Consider the following 18310-nt stretch of genomic DNA (forward strand, 5'->3'; position numbering starts at 1 on the left):
GATGGGTCCTTAAGCAAAAATGGCAGTCGTGGCGTGGTGGTGCTCGGCGGCGGTCGGCTGCGGCGTGAGCCAGCCCAGCTCGGCCAGCGCTCCGCGGATGGCCTCGGCGGCCTGGCGAATTTCCACTTCATCAATCGCGCCAATGCAGCCCACGCGGAAAGTCTCAACGGTGGTCAGCTTGCCCGGGTACAGCACAAAACCGCGCGCGCGCACAGCCTGATACAGGCGGCTAAAGTCGTAGTCTGGGTGCGCGGGTGCGTGGAAAGTGAGAATGATCGGCGCTTGCCATTCGCGCGGTAAAAAGAGCTGCAAACCGGCTGCGCCCAGCAGGCTAATCAAGAGCTCGGCATTGCGGGTATAGCGCGCTAAGCGAGCTAATCTACCGCCTTCAGCCAGATACTGGTCGATCGCGGCACGCAAAGCCGCCACCACATGGGTGGGCGGAGTAAAGCGCCATTGGCCGGTTTGCTGCAGATATTGATATTGGTCGGCCAGATCCAGCGCCAGCGAGCGGCTTTGGCCGGCGCTGGCGGTGAGGGCCGCTTGCTCCACCAGCACAAAGCCCATCCCGGGCACACCTTCCAGGCATTTGCCCGACGCAGCAATCACCGCTTGAAGCGGCGTGGTGCGCAAATCCAATTCCAGCGCGCCAAATGAAGACATCGCATCCACCAGTAGCGCGCGTCCAGCGCTGGCTACGACCTGGGCGATGGCCTCCAACGGGTTCAAAAGGCCAGTGGCGGTTTCGCAGTGAATGACCCCCACGTGGCTAATGCTCGGGTCAGCCGCCAGCGCGGCGGCCACGGCGGCGGCATCGACCGGTGTGCCATCCGGCCAGGCAAGGGTTTGGTGCGTGAGGCCAAGACGCTCGGCGATTTTGGCCATGCGCAGACCATAGGCGCCATTGGCCAGCACCAAAAGCTTGCCACTGCGTGGCACCAACGTACCCAGCGCGGCTTCAACGGCAAAAGTGCCAGAGCCTTGCAGCGGCACGCACACATGGCTGGCTTCGCCGTGGGCAATCGCCACCAGATCGCGGCACACGCTGGCGGTGAGCGCATTAAAGGCGCTATCCCACGAGCCCCAGTCGCTGAGCATGGCCAATTTGGTGGCCGGGCTGGTGGTGAGTGGGCCGGGGGTCAGTAAGATCGGTTCACGCATGGGTTTTCTCCCGCAATAAATTAAGGTCTAGACAAGTGTTGAGATTCAGAAAAAGGCGGCTAAGCCGCCCACTGCGCGGTGCGCCAGCCAACATTTACAGCGTCACCGTACTGTGTGTGCCTGCGCCCGTGTTTGGGGCGGGGCTCGGGGTGGGCGTAATTAACTGCTGTGCCAGCGCCAGGTAATGGCTCAGCGGTGGCGTTGCCAGCTGCGGTACTTTGGCCAGCTCGTCGTAGCGGCGCAGCGCCAGCGCTTCGCTGGCATAGGCGCGCTGGCGAAATTGCGCCACTTCTTCGGGCTGCATCGGCCCGCCTTGCAGCGCCAGTGAGCAGCGCGAAGCCGGCGAGAGTTGCGCCAGATAGCCCGCATCGGTGGCGCATAAATACCGCTTGGCGGCCACATGCAGGGCAATCGGCTGATACACGGCGGGGCCAAACAGGCCATGCAATGCGCTGGCGCCGATGGCTTCATGCCGATCATCAATGCCGTTGGCCAGATCATCATCCTGCTGGCCGGTGAGTAAATGCCCCACATCGTGCAGCAGCGCGGCGATGATCAGCGCCACAGGCGCGCCATCTTGCTCGGCGGCATAGGCGGCTTGCAGGCCGTGTTCCAGCTGGCTGATGGCCTCACCGCCGTAGAGCGATGTCCCCGCGCTGTGGTAGAGCGTGCTTAGGGTGTGCAGGCTGGTGATGCGTTCGGTGCTCATCATAAGTGTGCTAATCAGTATTTTTCGGGGGTATCTGCCACTGGCCTAGTTTTGATAAGGGTAGTGGCGCTATACCGGTGTGGGTATTACTCGCTACGGGCCCGCCAGCGCTGGGTGCGGCGCAGTAAAATGGTTTGCAAAATGGCAAACAGCCCGCAAGCCAGCGCTGAGCTCGCCACAATCAGCGTAGCCATCGCGGCGGCCGCGGCGGTATCGCCGGCGTCGTCCATATTCAGCACCGCCACCGAGGCCAGCGTGGTTTCCGGGCTGTAGATAAAAATCACCGCCGACACCGTGGTCATGGTTGCGACAAAGAAATAGCGGGCTACTTCCAGCATGGCCGGCAGACACACCGGCAAGGTCACTCGCCACGCGGTTTGCCAGTAGGGCACTTTCAGCGAAGCGGCCACGGCTTCAAATTCGCGATCGAGCTGGCGCAAAGCGGTAACGGCGGTCAGATGGGCGGTGGTATAAAAATGCGCTACCGAGCACAGCACTAGAATCGCCATCGTGCCGTACAGGCCATGCAGCGGATTGCCCGGCTGATTAAAAAACAGCACATAGCCCAAGCCCAAGACCAGGCCCGGCACGGCCATCGGCAGCATGGCCAATAGATGCAGCGGCCGTTGCAGGCGGCGCGCGCCATCCACTTTTTCAGTCAGCCACGCGCCGATAAACACCAGCACCGTGCCCAGGAGCGCCGTCCAGCCGGCCATGCGCAGGCTATTGCCAAAGGCCTCGGTGCCGCCACCATCGACATTGCTGAAATCAAAATGATCGAGCGTGAGGCTGAGGTTATACGGCCACAGCTTGATCAGCGCCGCCGCCACGGCCGTACCCAGCAGCAGCAGCAAACTGCCGGCTACAACGGTACAAAACAGCAGGGCCAAACCATCGCGCACGGGTTGTGCACGCACTTGCAATGGCTGGGCGCGGGCCGTGAGCAGCGCTTGCTGGCGGCGCTGGGCCAGATGATCGACGGCAAAGGAAATCAGCGCCGGAATCAGCAGCAGCAGGCCAATCACCGCGCCGCGCGGGAAGTTTTGCTGGCCAATCACCTGCTTGTAGGCTTCGAGCGCCAGTACACTGTATTGCCCGCCAATCACTTTGGGCACACCAAAATCGGTGATTACCAGCGTAAACACCACCATGGTGGCCGAGATCAGGCCAAAGCGCGCACCGGGTAGGGTGACGGTCAGAAAGCGACGCTGGCCATTGGCGCCCAGCGCATGGGCCGCCTCATACAGCCGGCCATCGGCCACCGCCAGGGCGGTGAGCAAAATCATCAGCGCGTGCGGAAAGGTATAAAACGCCTCACCCAGCACAATGCCCCAAAAGCCATAAATGCCATCCGGAAACAGGCCTTTGAGCACGCCCTGATTACCAAACAGATACACCAGCGCAATCCCCGGCAGAAGCGAGGGCGCCAAGAGCGGAATCAGCGCCAAGGCGCGGAATAGACTTTTGCCCGGCATGCAGCTACGGGTGAGGGCGCTGGCATAGGCATAGGCCAAGGGTACTACCAGCACGCAGGTGGTGAGGGCCACCGCCAAGCTGCGCTGCAGTTGTTCTAGCAGGCCGGGGCTGGCCAGCGTTTGCTCGATGGCTTGCCAGCTCAGCGCGCCAGTGGCCGGGTCGCGCACCGCTTGGCCCAGAATGGCCACCAGCGGCATGGCCAGCATAATCAGCAGCGCCACCAGTACGGCGCCTGCGAGCAAGATGGGGGTGAGGTTGGGCCAACGGCTGGGCGCGGGCAGGGCGAGGGTACTCATTCGCTGTGCTCCGTGCTAAAGCATTGCAGGCAATTGGCCGGTAACTGCACCGGTATGCGTTGCCCATCGCGGAAATTCAGGCTGGCCAGCTGATGGTGATTCAGATCGGCTTGCAGGGTAATGCCGCCCCAATCGGCCACTTGCAGCGTCATGCGGTATTGGCTGCCCAATAGTTCCAGCTGTTTGAGTTCGCCCAGCGCCATATTCGGGCCGGCTTCCCAGCGCGGATGCAAAATCACATCTTCCGGGCGCAGGAAAACTTCCACCTGCCGGCCGGTCGGATGATGGGCGAGGCTGTGCGCGGCAATCGCGGCATTACCCAAGCGGAAATAGCCGGGCGAGAGCACCGCGCCGCTGAGCCAATTACATTGGCCTACAAAATCGGCCACAAAGCGGGTGGCGGGCTTGCGGTAGATGGTTTCCGGGCTACCAATCTGCTCGATCACGCCGTGGTTCATAACCACGACGCGGTCGGCCATGGTGAGGGCTTCTTCCTGATCGTGGGTCACCATAATGGTGGTCACGCCCAGTTTGCGTTGCAGTTGTTTGATTTCGTGGCGCAGGTGTTCGCGCACTTGCGCATCCAGCGCCGACAATGGCTCATCCAGTAGCAATAAGCTGGGCGAAGTGGCCAGCGCGCGCGCCAGTGCCACCCGTTGCTGTTGCCCGCCTGAAAGTTGAGCCGGATATTTGCTGGCAATGCCGGCTAGCCCGATCAGATCGAGTAGCTCATCGACCCGGCGCTGGCGATCTTCGCGCCGGCCTTTGAGGCCATAAGCGATGTTGGCCGCGACGGTCAGATTGGGAAACAGCGCATACGATTGAAACACAATCCCGTAATCACGTTCCGCCGGCGGAAGTCGCGTGATATCGCGCTGATGCAGCATGATTTGCCCGCGATCGGCGTGCTCTAGCCCGGCCAGAATGCGCAGCAAAGTGGTTTTGCCGCAGCCTGAGGGGCCCAGCAGCGATACAAACTCACCTTGGCGAATATCCAGATGAATGCCAGCCAGCGCGGTGAAGCGGCCAAACTGTTTATGAATATCGTTCAGCTGCACATGCAGGCTGGGTGCGGCGCCATGCGGTGGGCGCTCGGTGTTTTGGTGTTCGGGTAAATCGCGCAACATCGGACTTCCAATAGGCAAAAGGCCCGCCAGCAGCGGGCCGGGCCATCACCCGGCATGGCCGGGTGATGCAGTCAGGCTTATTTCTTTTCTGATTTGGCGTCGTAGCGACGAGTCCACTCGGCCAGAATCTTGTCACGGTTGGCCGCTGACCAGCGCAGATCTTGTTTCACCAGACGTTTTTCATAGTCAGCCGGGATATGCGCATTGGGCTTGGCGATGCCAGGCATGGCCACGATGGCGAAGTTTTTCTCATACAGCTCGTTGGCTGATTTTGAAGCTGACCAGTCGGCCAGTTTCTTCGCCGCTTCGAGGTTTTTGCTGCCTTTCATGATGGCCGTGGCTTCCAGATCCCAGCCCAGACCTTCTTTCGGGAATACCAGATCAATCGGCGCACCGCCGTCTTTGAGTTTGGCCGCACGATATTCAAACGAAATACCGACTGGGAATTCGCCCGCTGCAGCTTGTTTGCATGGTTTTGAGCCCGAGTGGGTGTACTGCGCGATGTTGTCGTGCAGTTTGTCCATATAGGCCCAGCCTTCTTTTTCGCCAAACATTTGCAACCAGGCGGTCACATCAAAATAGCCAGTGCCGCTTGAGGCTGGGTTGGGCATTACGATCTTGCCTTTGAATTCAGGCTTGAGCAGGTCTTTCCAGCTTTCTGGCTTTTTCAAGCCCAGCTTGGCGGCTTCAACGGTGTTGAAACACACGGTGGCGCCCCACACATCCATCCCCACCCAAGTTGGTGGCGTGCTGTCATCCACATATTGCTTGCTCAGTTTTTCCACGCCTTTAGGGGCGTAGGCTTGCAACATGCCTTCACGCTCCAGCACCAGTAGCGAGGAAGCGGCCAGACCCATCACCACATCGGCTTGTGGGTTGGCTTTTTCGGCCAGCAATTTGGCGGTGATAATGCCGGTAGAATCACGGACCCATTTCAGTTTGATGTTCGGGTATTCTTGCTCGAATTTTTCCTGATAGGCTTTGAGCTGGTCGGCTTCCAGTGCGGTGTACACAGTCAGCGTATCAGCCGCAAAGCTATGCGCGGCAGCGAGTGCCGCCAGCAGGGCAGCGGTCAGACGAGTTACGGTTTTCATTTGGCGCAAATCCATCTTGTTGTGGGATGCGGGCATTGTGCCTAGGCAAGATGACAATGCGGTTACGTCTAGACGAATTTTTCGGGACAGTGCGCAAAGGTCTAGTTCCGCGCGCGGCGGATTAAAAAAAGCCCCACCCGAAGGTGGGGCGAAGACCAGCGGGCGACGGCCAGCCCGATGGCGATACGCACTACATCAACTCAATACATCAGCCTGCGCGTGGTGGCTTAGCTCACCACGCTGACATCGGCTTTGCCGCTGGCAATCCGCACCCGGGTTTCGCCCGCCAATGGCGCGCTTGGGGCGGCGCCATTGCTGAGGCGACGCATTTTGCGGAAAGTACATTGCACTTCACTTGGCGTTACGGTAACCACGGCATAGCCTTGGGCATCGGTGTCGGCATGCTTGATCCATGGATTATTCACCGGCGCTTTACCGCTAGCTTGATCGGCAAATGGATTCAGGAATGGCTGCACCGCGCTGGCAGGCACATTCGCTGCCGGGATTTGCAATTGGCTGGCGATTTTGCCGGCCACCAAGCCATACAAGGTTTGCGCGGCCACCGAGGCTTTGCGGGCCGCCAGGCTGGCGATGGTGCTGGCAATGGTTTGGCCTAGGCCGCCACCCAGCAAATCATTGAGAGTGTTGATTTCGCTGGTGGCGAGGCCAGCCGTGGCTTGCACGGCCGCGGCAGGGAGCTGGCCGGCCTGAATGGCCGCGCCCACCGCCTGCTGAATGGCGGCTTTATTGCCTAAATCGCTCACGCCAGCTTGCTGGGCAATGGCAACGCTGAGCATCTGAATCGCAATCGCTTCGGCGCCCGCTTCGCTGGTAAAAATCAGGGCCTGTGCGCTGGCTAAAGACGGGTCGCGCACTGCGCTAGCCAGATAGCTATAGAACGAATCACTGCTGATCCCGGCGGTCACCAGATCGACCACCGCTGGGGTGTCTTGGCTGTAATCTGCGTGCGCCACCCCGGCATAAAAGCTATGAATATCGCCGGTCACCGCGACGACGTTCTGGATATTCTGGCTGCGGATATAGCCCAGGATATCGCTGCGCTCGGCGTTAAAGCCATCCCACTGATCGGCGTTAAGGACAAATTCTTGCTGCAGCTCGGCCGGTACGCCCGCCAGTTTGCGTGCATCCAGCCGCATGCGCAGCAGCGAGACTTCATTACCCCAGAAATGCCATTGGGCGCTGGAAGTTTTTAGTTTGTTTTTAAACCAGTCGCGCTGGGTTTTGCCCAGAATCGAGGTCAGTGCCAGCGGGTCGCCACCTGCGGTGGCTACCTTCATTTTTTGCGCTTCGGCCGCGGCCAGATATTGCGTTGGCACCATATAGCGGCTGCCGTTGGCGCTGCCTACCTGGGCTTCGGGCAAAACGTGGTCGGTGCGGTACAGGCGCTGGTCGGTCATCACCAGCTGCATCAGCTGACCAAACTGGAAATCGCGATAGAGGCGGATGGTCTGAAAGCCGGTGGCATTGGCATCAAAGGCCACATCGGCCGGCATAAATTCATACCAAGCCTGATTGGCTGCGCGGCGGCGGGCGGTTTCGTGCTTGTTGTCGCCACCCTTGGCCGGATCAAAGCTGCCATTGTCGTAGGTGGTGGCATCACCCCAGCAATCATCGGAAAACTCGTGGTCATCCCACACCGCAATCATCGCAAAGCGGGCATGCACTTGCTGCAGGCGCGGATCCATCCGGTATTGTTTATACAGGGCGCGATAGTCGTCGATGGTGTTGGCATAGCGCGCGCCGCTGTTGCCGCTCTTGTACGGGCCATTGGGCAATTTCAGTGCCGGGTGCGCAGCTTCAACTGCGCCTTTCTGGAAAGCTTCGCCTACGGTTTCGTAGATGTAGTCCCCCAGATGCACGATGAAATCGAGCTCTTCCTTGGCCAGTAAATCAAACGCGCCCCAGTGGTTCACGCTCCAATCCTGGCAGGACAAAAAGGCAAATTTCAGCTGATTCAGGGCCACATTGGCGGCAGCGGCGGTTTTGGCGCGGCCAATCAGCGAGCGGCTGGTGCCGGCCACAAACTGATAGCCATACACGGTATTGCCATTCAGGCCGCTCAGCTTATGGCGCACGCTGTGATCCCACTCGGTCAGCGCGGCCAGCTGAACGCGGGCAACGATCTTTCCGGTCAGCTCGGCGGTGGTGCCCACGGCAGCGCCAGGGTCGCCCTCGGTCACGATCAGTTCCAGTGTGCTATTGGCGCTGGCCGGGTGAACAGCGATGGGGTCGAGCCCGGCAGGCAGGGCGCGAGTCCAGAAGACCAGGCTATCCGCTTTCGGATCGCCGCTGGCTACCCCTTGCGGAAACTGCAGCAGCAGCGGTTTGGGGCTGGCTGTCGGCTGCGGGGCCTCGACGCTGGCGCCGCCACAGGCGCTTAATAAAACCGGGGTGGCCACGCTGGCGGTCATAAAACCCGCCATGCGCAGAAATTGGCGACGATCCATCATGCAATCCTTTCGGGCAGATACAAAGGATGGCGATGATGCGCGGCGACTATTACAAAGGTTTAAAACAATCGTTTCAATTTAATGTCGGGGGTATAGATGGCTGATCTATATCTTTATTTTCCTGCTGGCCGATACCGGCAGGGGTATATTGCACCGGCCAACGCAATTGTAGCCGTGCGCCACCCAGCGGCGATTGGCTGGCGCTCACGTCGCCACCATGCCATTGCGCAATCCGCCGCACCACGGCCAGCCCCAGCCCAAAGCCGCCGCTGGCACGATTGCGGCTTTGATCGAGCCGGGTAAAGGGCTCGAACACCCGCAGCCGATCATCCGGGGCAATCCCGGGGCCATCATCATCCACCGTCAGCACCCAGTGCTGCGCCTCGGCAGTCAGCCGCACCTCGACCCGTTGCGTGGCATAGCGCAGCGCATTGCGCAGCAGATTACTCAGCGCCCGCGCCAGCAGCCGCGGCTCGAGCTGGCAGTGCTGTGCCGGCGCCTCGCCAATCAGCGTAACCCCATATTGGCGCGCTTCCAGCTCGGCATCGGCCAGTGCGCTGGCCAGCCAGTCGGCGGCAGATACGCTTTGCCAGGGCTGGGCCTGCTGTTGCAGCCGGCAATAGCTGAGCATTTCGCTGATCAGTTGCTCCAGCTCCTGAAGCTCGCTGCGCAGCTCGGTTTGCAATTGCTGCTGCTCGGCGGCATCGCTGCTGGCGGCCAGTAAATCCAGCTCGAAGGCCATGCGCGCCATCGGGGTGCGCAGCTCGTGCGCCACCCCGTGAATCATCTCGTTTTGTTGCGTGACCAAGAGCTGCAGTTGCGCCGCCATCTGATTAAAATGCGTGGCGAGCTGATGCAGATCGGATTTTTTCGGTAAATCGGCCCGTACTTCCAAATGGCCTTGCCCCATGGCGCGGGCGGCCGCGCCCAGCTGGGCCAGATCGCGCCAGTGGCGGCTACTCCAGTGCCACAGCAGCGCCGCCAGCAGCGCAAAAACCACCAGATTGGCGCCCAGGCTGGCCCAGCCGAGCCAGCTTGGGTCGGGCGGGATCGTCACCTGCAACCATTGCCCGCCCTGCAAGGGCAAAATCAAAGCCGAATCGGTGCTAGTGAGCGCGCCATCTTCGCTCAGCACGACAAAATCACCGCCCGCTAGCTCGCGCTGCTGCGCGCGGCTCAACGCCAGCCCGCCAGCCGGATGTAGACTCAGCTGCAGGCCAAAATGCGCTTGCAGCGCGGTTAGCGCGGCCGGGCGTGCGCCGGGAGCGAGGGGATTAAAATACTGCTGCAGCTGATACACCTGCCCGCTGGCCATCGCGCGGGTCATGCGCAGGTTTTCCTGTTTCATAACGCCATACAGGGCGTAATTTACGCCGGCCACAAATACGATAAACCCCAAAATCAGCCGCAGATACAGCCGGAAAAACAGCCGCAACATGGCTTAGCCCTCCCACTGGTTGGGGCTAAATAGATAGCCTTTGCCCCACACGGTTTTGATGCGGCGGGCTTCACGCGGGTCGTCCCCCAGTTTTTTGCGCAGCTTGCTCACGCACACATCCACGGTGCGATCGAGGCCATCAAACTCAATCCCCCTGAGCGCCTGAATAATCTGCTCGCGCGAGAGCACCTTGCCCGGCTGGCTGGCCAGTAAATTCAAAAGCTCAAATTCGGCACTGCCCAGCGGGATGTCTGCCCCGGCCAGTGTCACTTGCCGATTGGCGGTGTCGATACTGAGCTGGCCGTATTGCAGCAAGCCGGCCGGGGCAGGCAGATGGCCCTCTTGCCGGCGCAAAATGGCGCGTATCCGCGCCAGCAGCAGCCGCGGCTCCACCGGTTTCACCACATAATCATCAGCGCCCAGCTCCAGCCCCAGGATTTGGTCGTATTGCTCATCGCGGGCGGTGAGCATTAATAGCGGCACCGCGCTGTGCTGGCGCAGCTCGCGGCAAATTTGCCAGCCATCTTTGCCGGGCAGCATCACATCCAGAATCACCAGATCGGGCTGAAACGCACTGTAGGCGGCCAGCGCCTCGCGCCCATCGTGCACACAGCGCACGGTGAGACCTTGCTGGCTCAGGTAGCGGCTGGTCAGGCTCGCCAGTTTGAGATCATCTTCAATTAGCAAAATGCGGCTCATGTGCGCTCCTTCGGTGGCAGGCGCAGTGTACCGCTTTTCGCGGGCTGCGCCTGTACCCAGCCGCGCCAAGTGGTGCGGCTGGGGGTGTGCCTAGTGGGTATCTTTGATCAGCCTAACGTTTTCAATGCCTAGACCCTGATACAGTACCCCGGTATCGGTAAAGCGCAGCACATCACCCCGCCCACGGCCTTGTCCGGCCACGACGGCAGTCTGGTCATCCAAGGGCTCAATGATGTACAGCGGTTGATCATTGGCTAAGAGCAGCAACAGACCATCAAGTACTTCCCAGCTCAGCGTGAGATCGCCCACCTGCAGCGGCGTGGCAATGCGCTGCTGCCAAGCTGCGCTGAGTGGTTGGGCTTTGAGGCGCTCTGAATGCAGCGCCCGACCATCGCTGGTTTGTGCCACCAGCATCTCGCGGCCGGCCAGTGTTTGCAGCTGGATGCGTGCATCACTCAGGCCTTGCAGGCGATACCAGCCATCCTGGTCGCGCTGCAGCGGTATTGCCGGCGCGGTGGGGTCGGCCGACTGCGCAAGGAGCTGGCCCTGCTGTACCTTCAGCTGCAAGGCGGCGGCGGGTAAATCAATCGAGTGCAGGTAATACCAGCCGGCATAGCGTTGCAGCTCGGCTGCGCTAGGCTGCGTGATTTGCGCGGCGGGCAGGGTGGTTTTTTTCACCGCTTGGCCAGTTTTCTGTTTGAGTAAATCGGCCAGCAAATCGCGCGCCAGTTGGCTCAGCTGGCCCTGATCATCGCCATTGACTGCGATAAACACACCCAGCTTGTGTTCGGGCTGCACGCTCAGCTCGGCATTAAAGAGCTTGGTGGAGCCGCCATGCTGCACCACCCGCCAGCCATCTCCCAGCTTGGATGTACCGCATTCATTGGCAAACCAGCCCAGGCCGGTCTGGCAATCCAGATCCAGCGGGGTATCGGGGTTTTGCGGCTGCCACATTTGCTGCAAGCTCGCGCGCTGCAAGACTTGCTGTCCTTCTAGTTGGCCGCCATTGACCGCAAAGCGTAAAAAGCGGCTCATCTCATTGGCGCTGCTCCATAGCCCTCCGGCTGGCATATTGGCATAGTCATCCTGATAGCCCACCGCCTGCCGCCCGGCGTGGGCTTGGGCGTAGCGGTTAAAGGGGGCAATGGCGGGCGCAAAGCTCGATTGACGCATCCCCAGTGGTAGCAAAACCTGACTGCGGATTAGCTCGGTAAACGGTTGCCGATAATGTTGGGCCAAGGCCGCGCCCAATAAATCGACGCCGTAATTGGAATAAGCATATTGCTCGCCCGGCCGATGGGCGAGCTCCACCCCTTGGCTACAGCGGGTGAGCGCAGCATCGTATTGCTGCAGGCAGGCGAATATCTCTTCCGGTAAGCCTGCGTGGTGGCTCAAGACGCGGCGCAGCGTCACGCTTTGCTGGGCGGCGCTAGCATTGGCCGCAAAGCGCGATTGCACGCTAAAACCCGGCAAGAGGCTAGGCAGGCTTTGCTCGAGCTGCCATTGCTGCTGCTCCACCAGCTGCATCACTGCAGTGGCGGTAAACAGCTTGGAAATCGACCCCACCCGAAACAGCGTATCGGCCGTGGCGGGCTGCCCGCTGGCCAGATCAGCCACGCCTAGGCCCTGCGCCCACACCACCCGGTCGCCATCCACCACCGCAATACTCATGCCCGCCAGCTGTTGTGCGCTTAAAAACTGCTGGAGCTTGGCTTGCCAGGCGCTGATGACCGGCGCGTAGTTCACCGGCGCCGGAGTGGGCAGCGCGGTCGGCGCCGGAGTGGGGCTAGGGGGTGTGGGGCCTGCGCCACCGCAAGCCGCCAGCGTAAAGGGTAGGGCACACAAAAGCGGAATCGTCAGCGAAAAATGCATGGTACACCTCGGGTTGGAGAAGATGCCGCCATGCTAAAGAGCCGCGCCCAGGCAATCCGGCGCAAAGTTTGCTCAGTTGTAAACAATTGTGAAAAGGCCGAGGCCAGATGTAGTGGTCGGGGTATGGCGCGCTAAGTCATGATTTTAATAAGGTTGTGGGCAGTACTGGGCGGGGTATCTGGCGAGTCTGGGCGCGATGATCACTGGCGTGTTGGCAAAAGTACCACTGAACTCTGGCACGGTTTCGCCGGTCTCACAGTGGCGGTAGGCTATGCACGGCACTGCCGCATACAACAATGAATCTGACAGGGAACGCCGATGGATCAATCACCCAGCACTTTTCAGCTGCTGGCGGCCGCAATTTTTGCCGTCGCTATTTTGCACACCTTTGCCACCAAATATTTTGAAGGGCTGGCCCACCGTTATCCTCGCCACGGCGGCATCTGGCATTTGCTGGGCGAAGTGGAGGTGGTGTTTGGCTTTTGGGCGCTGGTGCTGATGCTGGCGATGTTTGGCCTGGTGGGCGTGCCTGAAACCAAAGAATATCTGAACACCCGCAATTTCACCGAGCCGCTGTTTGTGTTTGCGATTATGGTCATCGCCGCCACGCGGCCGATTCTGTATGTGGCCGGTGAGCTGATTAATCTCTTGGCGCGGCTGCTGCCACTACCGGGGCGGGTGGGTTATTTTCTGGTGGTGATGATTTTTGTGCCGCTATTGGGCTCGTTTATCACCGAGCCGGCGGCGATGACGTTGGCGGCGCTGATTATCAGCCAGCAATTTTTTGCCCAGCCTTTAAGCCAGCGCTTTAAATACGCCACCTTGGCCGTGCTGTTTGTGAATATTTCAATCGGCGGTACGCTCACCCCATTTGCCGCGCCGCCAGTCCTGATGGTGGCCGGCCAATGGGGCTGGGATCTGCACTTTATGCTGACCCAGTTTGGCTGGAAAGCCGCCATCGCTGTGACGGTAAATGCTGTCGGCCTTACGCTGCTGTTCTGGCGCGAGCTGGCGCAGCTGCAAGCGCCAAGCGCGGATAGCAGCAGTGCGCCGAAAGTGCCGATGGCACTGGTGATTACCCATTTGCTGTTTCTGCTTGGGGTGGTGGTGTTTGCGCATTACCCACCCATTTTCATGGGGCTGTTGCTGTTTTTTATCGGTATTACCCACGCCTATGAGCGCCATCAAGACCGACTGATTTTGCGCGAGGCACTGCTGGTGGCGTTTTTCCTCGCCGGCTTGGTGGTCTTGGGCGGGCATCAGCAATGGTGGCTGCAGCCGGTGCTGATGAGTATGAGTAGCGATGCGGTGTTCTTTGGCGCGACCGCGCTGACCGCCTTCACCGACAATGCGGCACTCACCTATCTGGGCTCGCTGGTGCCGGGGCTCTCGCCCGAGTTCCAGTATGCGCTGGTGGCCGGGGCGGTGGCAGGTGGGGGTTTAACCGTAATTGCCAACGCGCCCAATCCGGCGGGCCTGACGATTTTGCGTGGGCATTTTAGCGATGGCACGGTGAATGCTGGCTATCTGGCGCTGGCAGCGCTCACCCCCACCCTGGTGGCCATGGCGGCGCTGCGCTTCTTATAAAGTAAAGGTGTTTACAGGCGCTTGGGGCTTCTGGGCTCAGAGTGCCGCAATAAAAAAGCAGCCGTGAGGCTGCTTTTTTATTGGGCGGTGGCTGGCTTAGGCATTGGCCCAGGCGAGCAGTGCGCCAGCCAGGCTAAGCCCGCCGGTGCCGGCCATAATGCCGGTTTCGACTTTATCGGCTTTTTGAACCCACATGCTCACCAGGGCAAGCAGGCAGGCGGCGGCGAAAATCAGTAAAAATAAACTCAGTTGCGGCATAGCGGCTCCAGCAGGGGCAGTGACATATTGCTCTGGCATGGAGTGGCCGGCTTGTAAAAAGTTCAGCCTGCCAGCGGGGCTTTATTCATCCTGATCGCCATTCACAATCTGAATCAGCTTGGCCAGCAATTGCAGTCCTTCCGGCCATTCACCGTGGCCGGAGGCAATATTGATATGCCCGGCGTTTTCAATCAGCGAGAGCTTGCAGCGCCAATTCAGTGCCAGCTGGCTGGCGCGGTCGGTGCTGCAATGCGGGTCGGTGGTACTGGCGATAATCCAGCTAAAAAACGGCAGCGGTATAATCGGCAACGGTGCAAAGCCGGTAAATGCTTCAGGTGCTTCCGGGCGCATCACATCGGCAGGCGCGACCAGCAGCACGCCTTTGACGGGGCTCTCGCGCCCATGCAATGCAGCCCAGTGCGCGAGCGTTGGGCACGCGAGGCTATGGGCCACAATCAGCGCCGGGGCGCTACTGGCGCGCACGGTCTGATCCAGCTGGCGCACCCAGTCGGCGGCGACGGGATAATCCCAATCGGGCTGCTCCACCCGCTGCATGGCCGGAAATTGCGCTTGCCATTCGCTTTGCCAATGCCCGGCGGGCGAGTTTTTCCAGCCCGGGGCGATCAAAATGCGTTTACCCTCGGCCAGCCATTGTTCGATTTCTAGCGGCCATTGTTCGCTTACTTGCATCAGCTCTCCCTTGCGCTTAGAGCGGGCGAGGGCGGGGATGGGCAAAGTAAAAACCTTGCAGCCCATCCACACCACTCGCCAGCGCCAGCTGCTTGTGTTCTTCGGTTTCAATGCCTTCGGCGATCACTTGGGTGCCGGCATTTTTGAGTAATTGCACCAGCTGGCCGTAGCCGGCGCGGGCTTTGCTTTGCTGCGCGGCCAGCGTGATCAGATGGCGATCCAGCTTCACGTAGTCGGGCTCGAGCAGCCACAGGCGATCCAGATTGGCCATGCCATGGCCAAAATCATCCAGCGCAATCCGGTAGCCTTTCTTGCGGTAGTTGTGCACCGCGCGCGAAATATCGACCGCATCGCTGGCCAGTGTTTCGTGTTCCAGTAGCTCCAGCACAATCTGCTGCGGGCTAAACCCGAGGCTACTTAAAATCCGCTCAAAATACGCGCCATGATCATTGATCTGCACCAGTAGCTCCGGGTGCACATTCAGAAACAGTAGCCGGTCGGGTTGGGCGTAGCTGGCAAAATTCATCACATGCAGGGTGCGGCAGAGCCGATCAAAGGCAATCAGCTTATGGCCTTGCCGCGCCGCGCCAAAGGCCTGCTGCGGGGCGATTGGCCGCTCGCGCACGGTGGCGCGTAGCAAGGCTTCATCGGCAAAGCGCTGGCCATGGCGATCCAGCAGTGGCTGAAACGCCGATGAAAGCGTCGAGCCCATGGCTTTCACCACCACGCCTTTGATGCTATCGATCTGAAACAGGCTTTCCGGCCAATCCTGGCGGATTTCCGGGGGCACCGGGTAATTGAGAGGGGGCTGCACGATCTGATTCATGGCGACATTCTCCCGCCCGCGCCCAGTGTACGCACGCACTAGAGTAAGGCGGTTTAAAAGATCATGGGTATAGCGCTGTGATGCTTATAGTGATTGATTTGCAGCGCTATACCCAATAAAAAATGCCGCACGCAGCAGGGCGTGCGGCAGCGGATAGCCCGCAGGATTACTTGCTGTAGATCTGGTCGAACACGCCACCATCGCTAAAGTGGGTTTTCTGTGCTTTGGCCCAGCCGCCAAATTCATCATCGATATCAAACTGCTTCACGGCAGGGAATTGCTTGGCGTATTTAGCAAACACTTCTTTATCGATCGGGCGATAGTAGTTTTGGGCGGCGATTTCCTGGCCTTCTTTCGAATACAGATAGCTCAGGTATTCGGTAGCCACTTTGCGGGTGCCTTTTTTGTCGACGTTTTTATCGACAATTGCCACAGGTGGCTCGGCCTTGATGGTGAGTGATGGGGCCACTACTTCAAATTTATCGCGGCCCAGCTCGCGGAACACCAGCTCGGCTTCGTTTTCCCACGCGATCAGTACATCGCCGATGCCGCGTTGGGTGAAGGTGACGGTAGAGCCACGGGCGCCGGTATCCAGCACTGGCACGTTTTTATACAGCTTTTGCACGAAATCACGGGCTTTGTCATCCGAGCCGTAGGTTTTCTTCGCCCAGCCCCAGGCGGCGAGGTAATTCCAGCGTGCGCCGCCCGAAGTTTTCGGATTAGGGGTGATCACTTTGACATCGGGGCGAATCAGATCCGACCAGTCTTTAATACCTTTCGGGTTGCCTTTTTTCACCAGGAACAAAATGGTGGAAGTGTAGGGCGATGAGTTTTCTTTAAATTGTTTTTGCCAGTCGGGTTTGAGCAATTTGCCTTGGGTGGCCAGCTCGTCGATGTCATAGGCCAGTGCCAGTGTCACTACATCGGCTTCCAGGCCATCGAGCACGGCGCGGGCTTGCTTGCCCGAGCCACCGTGTGATTGCTTGATGGTGACATCATCACCGGTTTTCTTTTTGTAGTAAGCGGCAAAGGCCTTGTTATAGTCCTGATACAGCTCACGCGTCGGATCGTAGGAGACGTTCAAGAGTTCAAAGCTGGCGGCAAAGGTGCTGCCAGCAAAGGCGGTGAGGAGCAGACCGGCAAGGAGAGCGCGAGTGGTTTTCATCGTGGTTTTCTCGGTGGTGTGGAGTTGATGTAGCCATCATGCCGGATTGTCTTTAGTTTGCTAAATACTTTGAAATGCTTTTTTTATATTCCGATGTTATTAAATGAGCTGGGCTGATTCAGGGTGCCGCGGTGCGGTTTGCGCGAGCCAATGGCCAAGAAAAAACCGCCCTTGCGGGCGGTTTTAGATTGATGATAAACCCCACTCGCAAAGCGAGGCTCCCCTCAAGGAGGGGACGGGAGGGGTGGGAATAAAACATAAAGGCTGCAGATTCAAGCCCTTATTTCCTAGGCTCGGCTTTGCCGAGACTTGAAAAATCGTGGTTTCTACTTTGTCCGCAGCCTGAAACCGCCCATGCGGGCGGTTTTGGGGCGTTCTAGCCGTGAATTGGGGCGTATTAAGCCGCCGTTGAATACACTTTGGCTTCGCGCGGAATCAGGTACACGGTCTCGGCAATTTGCCAGCCGCCTTCCTGCTGGCGCTCGCGCGTTAGCTCGACTTCGACCACATCATGCTCGGCCACTTCGACTTCCAGCCGCACGGTGGCGCCCAGCAGACGAATATGCGTGATGGTGCCGCGAATGGCATTGGCGGTGGCGACCCGGCTGAGGTCAATCTCGTGCGGGCGAACATACACAGTGGCGTGCTCGCCATCGCTGGCAAATTTAGCATCGCCCACCTGTGCCCAGCCATCATGCACGCGTGATTGGAATAGATTTACATCGCCCAAAAACTGATACACAAATGGCGTGGCCGGATGATCGTAAACTTCGCTCGGCGTGCCGATCTGCTCGATCTGGCCTTTATTCATCACCACCACCCGATCGGCGACTTCCAGCGCTTCTTCCTGATCGTGCGTTACAAACACCGAGGTGATGTGCATTTCATCGTGCAGGCGGCGTAGCCAGCGGCGCAGCTCTTTGCGTACCTTGGTATCCAGCGCGCCAAAAGGTTCATCCAGGAGCAGCACTTTAGGCTCGACTGCCAGTGCCCGCGCCAGGGCGATCCGCTGGCGCTGGCCGCCCGAGAGCTGGGCCGGATAGCGATCGGCCAGCCAATCAAGTTGCACCAGATTGAGTAATTCGTGCACTTTGCGTTTGATTTCAGCATCCGTGGGGCGTGTGGCCTTGGGGCGCACGCGCAGGCCAAAGGCCACATTGTCAAACACCGTCATGTGGCGAAACAGCGCATAGTGCTGAAACACAAAGCCCACTTGTCGCTCGCGCACATGGCGCTCGGTGGTGTCTTCGCCATGAAACAGAATCTGCCCACTGTCGGGGGTTTCCAGGCCAGCAATCACCCGTAAGAGCGAAGTTTTGCCGCAGCCCGATGGGCCCAGCAGCGCCACCAGCTCGCCAGAATCAATCTGCAGCGATAGATCATTGAGCGCCTTGAACTCGCCAAAGCTTTTCACGATATTGCGAATTTCGATACTCATGGT

At 59.5% G+C, this 18310-nt stretch carries 15 protein-coding genes; 1 reads left to right on the top strand and 14 read right to left on the bottom strand.

The window, feature by feature from the left end; genetic code table 11:
• Nucleotides 1-9: 9 nt before the first annotated feature.
• The 9 genes from QV747_RS08260 to QV747_RS08300 form a co-directional block, all read right to left on the bottom strand.
• A complete protein-coding gene (locus QV747_RS08260; protein ID WP_273432041.1) occupies nt 10-1161 on the bottom strand; it encodes a 2-aminoethylphosphonate--pyruvate transaminase in 1152 nt (383 codons plus the stop codon).
• Between the two features lie 94 nt (nt 1162-1255).
• Entirely contained in the window at nt 1256-1873 is a 618-nt protein-coding gene (locus QV747_RS08265) for a phosphonate degradation HD-domain oxygenase (protein WP_288791496.1), read from the bottom strand.
• 83 nt (nt 1874-1956) lie between these two features.
• Nucleotides 1957-3642, bottom strand: coding sequence for a putative 2-aminoethylphosphonate ABC transporter permease subunit (locus tag QV747_RS08270; RefSeq protein WP_273432048.1), 1686 nt, complete (start codon nt 3640-3642; stop codon nt 1957-1959).
• Nucleotides 3639-4769 carry a putative 2-aminoethylphosphonate ABC transporter ATP-binding protein gene (locus QV747_RS08275; RefSeq protein WP_052190490.1) on the bottom strand — a complete coding sequence of 377 codons (1131 nt, stop codon included), beginning with the start codon at nt 4767-4769 and terminating at the stop codon, nt 3639-3641. Before QV747_RS08275 ends, QV747_RS08270 begins: the two co-directional genes overlap by 4 nt.
• Nucleotides 4770-4846: 77 nt before the next feature.
• Nucleotides 4847-5863 (bottom strand): putative 2-aminoethylphosphonate ABC transporter substrate-binding protein, encoded by a 1017-nt coding sequence (locus QV747_RS08280; protein WP_028449279.1) that lies wholly within the window; start codon nt 5861-5863, stop codon nt 4847-4849.
• Between the two features lie 227 nt (nt 5864-6090).
• Nucleotides 6091-8331 carry an alkaline phosphatase gene (locus QV747_RS08285; protein ID WP_273432052.1) on the bottom strand — a complete coding sequence of 747 codons (2241 nt, stop codon included), beginning with the start codon at nt 8329-8331 and terminating at the stop codon, nt 6091-6093.
• Between the two features lie 76 nt (nt 8332-8407).
• Nucleotides 8408-9772, bottom strand: coding sequence for an ATP-binding protein (locus QV747_RS08290; protein WP_273432054.1), 1365 nt, complete (start codon nt 9770-9772; stop codon nt 8408-8410).
• A gap of 3 nt (nt 9773-9775) precedes the next feature.
• Nucleotides 9776-10471: a response regulator transcription factor gene (locus QV747_RS08295; protein WP_028449281.1), complete on the bottom strand. Its 696-nt coding sequence runs from the start codon at nt 10469-10471 to the stop codon at nt 9776-9778.
• A gap of 90 nt (nt 10472-10561) precedes the next feature.
• Nucleotides 10562-12343 (bottom strand): serine hydrolase, encoded by a 1782-nt coding sequence (locus QV747_RS08300; protein ID WP_273432057.1) that lies wholly within the window; start codon nt 12341-12343, stop codon nt 10562-10564.
• Between the two features lie 318 nt (nt 12344-12661).
• On the opposite strand from QV747_RS08300, the gene QV747_RS08305 reads away from it, so the two are divergent.
• Nucleotides 12662-13930: a putative Na+/H+ antiporter gene (locus tag QV747_RS08305; protein WP_034619018.1), complete on the top strand. Its 1269-nt coding sequence runs from the start codon at nt 12662-12664 to the stop codon at nt 13928-13930.
• A 96-nt stretch (nt 13931-14026) separates the two neighbouring features.
• Here QV747_RS08305 and QV747_RS08310 read toward each other — a convergent pair whose 3' ends face one another.
• The 5 genes from QV747_RS08310 to QV747_RS08330 all read right to left on the bottom strand — a co-directional run bounded on the left by QV747_RS08310 (nt 14027) and on the right by QV747_RS08330 (nt 18307).
• Nucleotides 14027-14188 (bottom strand): hypothetical protein, encoded by a 162-nt coding sequence (locus tag QV747_RS08310; RefSeq protein WP_273432059.1) that lies wholly within the window; start codon nt 14186-14188, stop codon nt 14027-14029.
• An 81-nt stretch (nt 14189-14269) separates the two neighbouring features.
• Nucleotides 14270-14878 carry an alpha/beta hydrolase gene (locus QV747_RS08315; protein ID WP_273432061.1) on the bottom strand — a complete coding sequence of 203 codons (609 nt, stop codon included), beginning with the start codon at nt 14876-14878 and terminating at the stop codon, nt 14270-14272.
• 16 nt (nt 14879-14894) lie between these two features.
• Nucleotides 14895-15704, bottom strand: a complete 810-nt coding sequence (locus QV747_RS08320; RefSeq protein ID WP_273432062.1) for an EAL domain-containing protein — start codon at nt 15702-15704, stop codon at nt 14895-14897.
• A 166-nt stretch (nt 15705-15870) separates the two neighbouring features.
• Entirely contained in the window at nt 15871-16869 is a 999-nt protein-coding gene (locus QV747_RS08325; protein WP_273432064.1) for a sulfate ABC transporter substrate-binding protein, read from the bottom strand.
• A 397-nt stretch (nt 16870-17266) separates the two neighbouring features.
• Nucleotides 17267-18307, bottom strand: coding sequence for a sulfate/molybdate ABC transporter ATP-binding protein (locus QV747_RS08330; protein WP_028449286.1), 1041 nt, complete (start codon nt 18305-18307; stop codon nt 17267-17269).
• Nucleotides 18308-18310 lie beyond the last annotated feature (3 nt).

The organism is uncultured Chitinibacter sp., assembly GCF_945957625.1.
GTDB lineage: Bacteria > Pseudomonadota > Gammaproteobacteria > Burkholderiales > Chitinibacteraceae > Chitinibacter > Chitinibacter tainanensis.

Excerpts from the sequence above, each read along its gene's own strand:
- QV747_RS08285 (WP_273432052.1), bottom strand. The coding sequence starts at position 8,331 with ATGGATCGTCGCCAATTTCTGCGCATGGCGGGTTTTATGACCGCCAGC.
- QV747_RS08315 (WP_273432061.1), bottom strand. The coding sequence starts at position 14,878 with ATGCAAGTAAGCGAACAATGGCCGCTAGAAATCGAACAATGGCTGGCC.
- QV747_RS08330 (WP_028449286.1), bottom strand. The coding sequence starts at position 18,307 with ATGAGTATCGAAATTCGCAATATCGTGAAAAGCTTTGGCGAGTTCAAG.
- QV747_RS08305 (WP_034619018.1), top strand. The coding sequence starts at position 12,662 with ATGGATCAATCACCCAGCACTTTTCAGCTGCTGGCGGCCGCAATTTTT.
- QV747_RS08320 (WP_273432062.1), bottom strand. The coding sequence starts at position 15,704 with ATGAATCAGATCGTGCAGCCCCCTCTCAATTACCCGGTGCCCCCGGAA.
- QV747_RS08265 (WP_288791496.1), bottom strand. The coding sequence starts at position 1,873 with ATGATGAGCACCGAACGCATCACCAGCCTGCACACCCTAAGCACGCTC.
- QV747_RS08260 (WP_273432041.1), bottom strand. The coding sequence starts at position 1,161 with ATGCGTGAACCGATCTTACTGACCCCCGGCCCACTCACCACCAGCCCG.
- QV747_RS08280 (WP_028449279.1), bottom strand. The coding sequence starts at position 5,863 with ATGAAAACCGTAACTCGTCTGACCGCTGCCCTGCTGGCGGCACTCGCT.
- QV747_RS08270 (WP_273432048.1), bottom strand. The coding sequence starts at position 3,642 with ATGAGTACCCTCGCCCTGCCCGCGCCCAGCCGTTGGCCCAACCTCACC.
- QV747_RS08300 (WP_273432057.1), bottom strand. The coding sequence starts at position 12,343 with ATGCATTTTTCGCTGACGATTCCGCTTTTGTGTGCCCTACCCTTTACG.
- QV747_RS08275 (WP_052190490.1), bottom strand. The coding sequence starts at position 4,769 with ATGTTGCGCGATTTACCCGAACACCAAAACACCGAGCGCCCACCGCAT.
- QV747_RS08325 (WP_273432064.1), bottom strand. The coding sequence starts at position 16,869 with ATGAAAACCACTCGCGCTCTCCTTGCCGGTCTGCTCCTCACCGCCTTT.
- QV747_RS08295 (WP_028449281.1), bottom strand. The coding sequence starts at position 10,471 with ATGAGCCGCATTTTGCTAATTGAAGATGATCTCAAACTGGCGAGCCTG.
- QV747_RS08290 (WP_273432054.1), bottom strand. The coding sequence starts at position 9,772 with ATGTTGCGGCTGTTTTTCCGGCTGTATCTGCGGCTGATTTTGGGGTTT.
- QV747_RS08310 (WP_273432059.1), bottom strand. The coding sequence starts at position 14,188 with ATGCCGCAACTGAGTTTATTTTTACTGATTTTCGCCGCCGCCTGCCTG.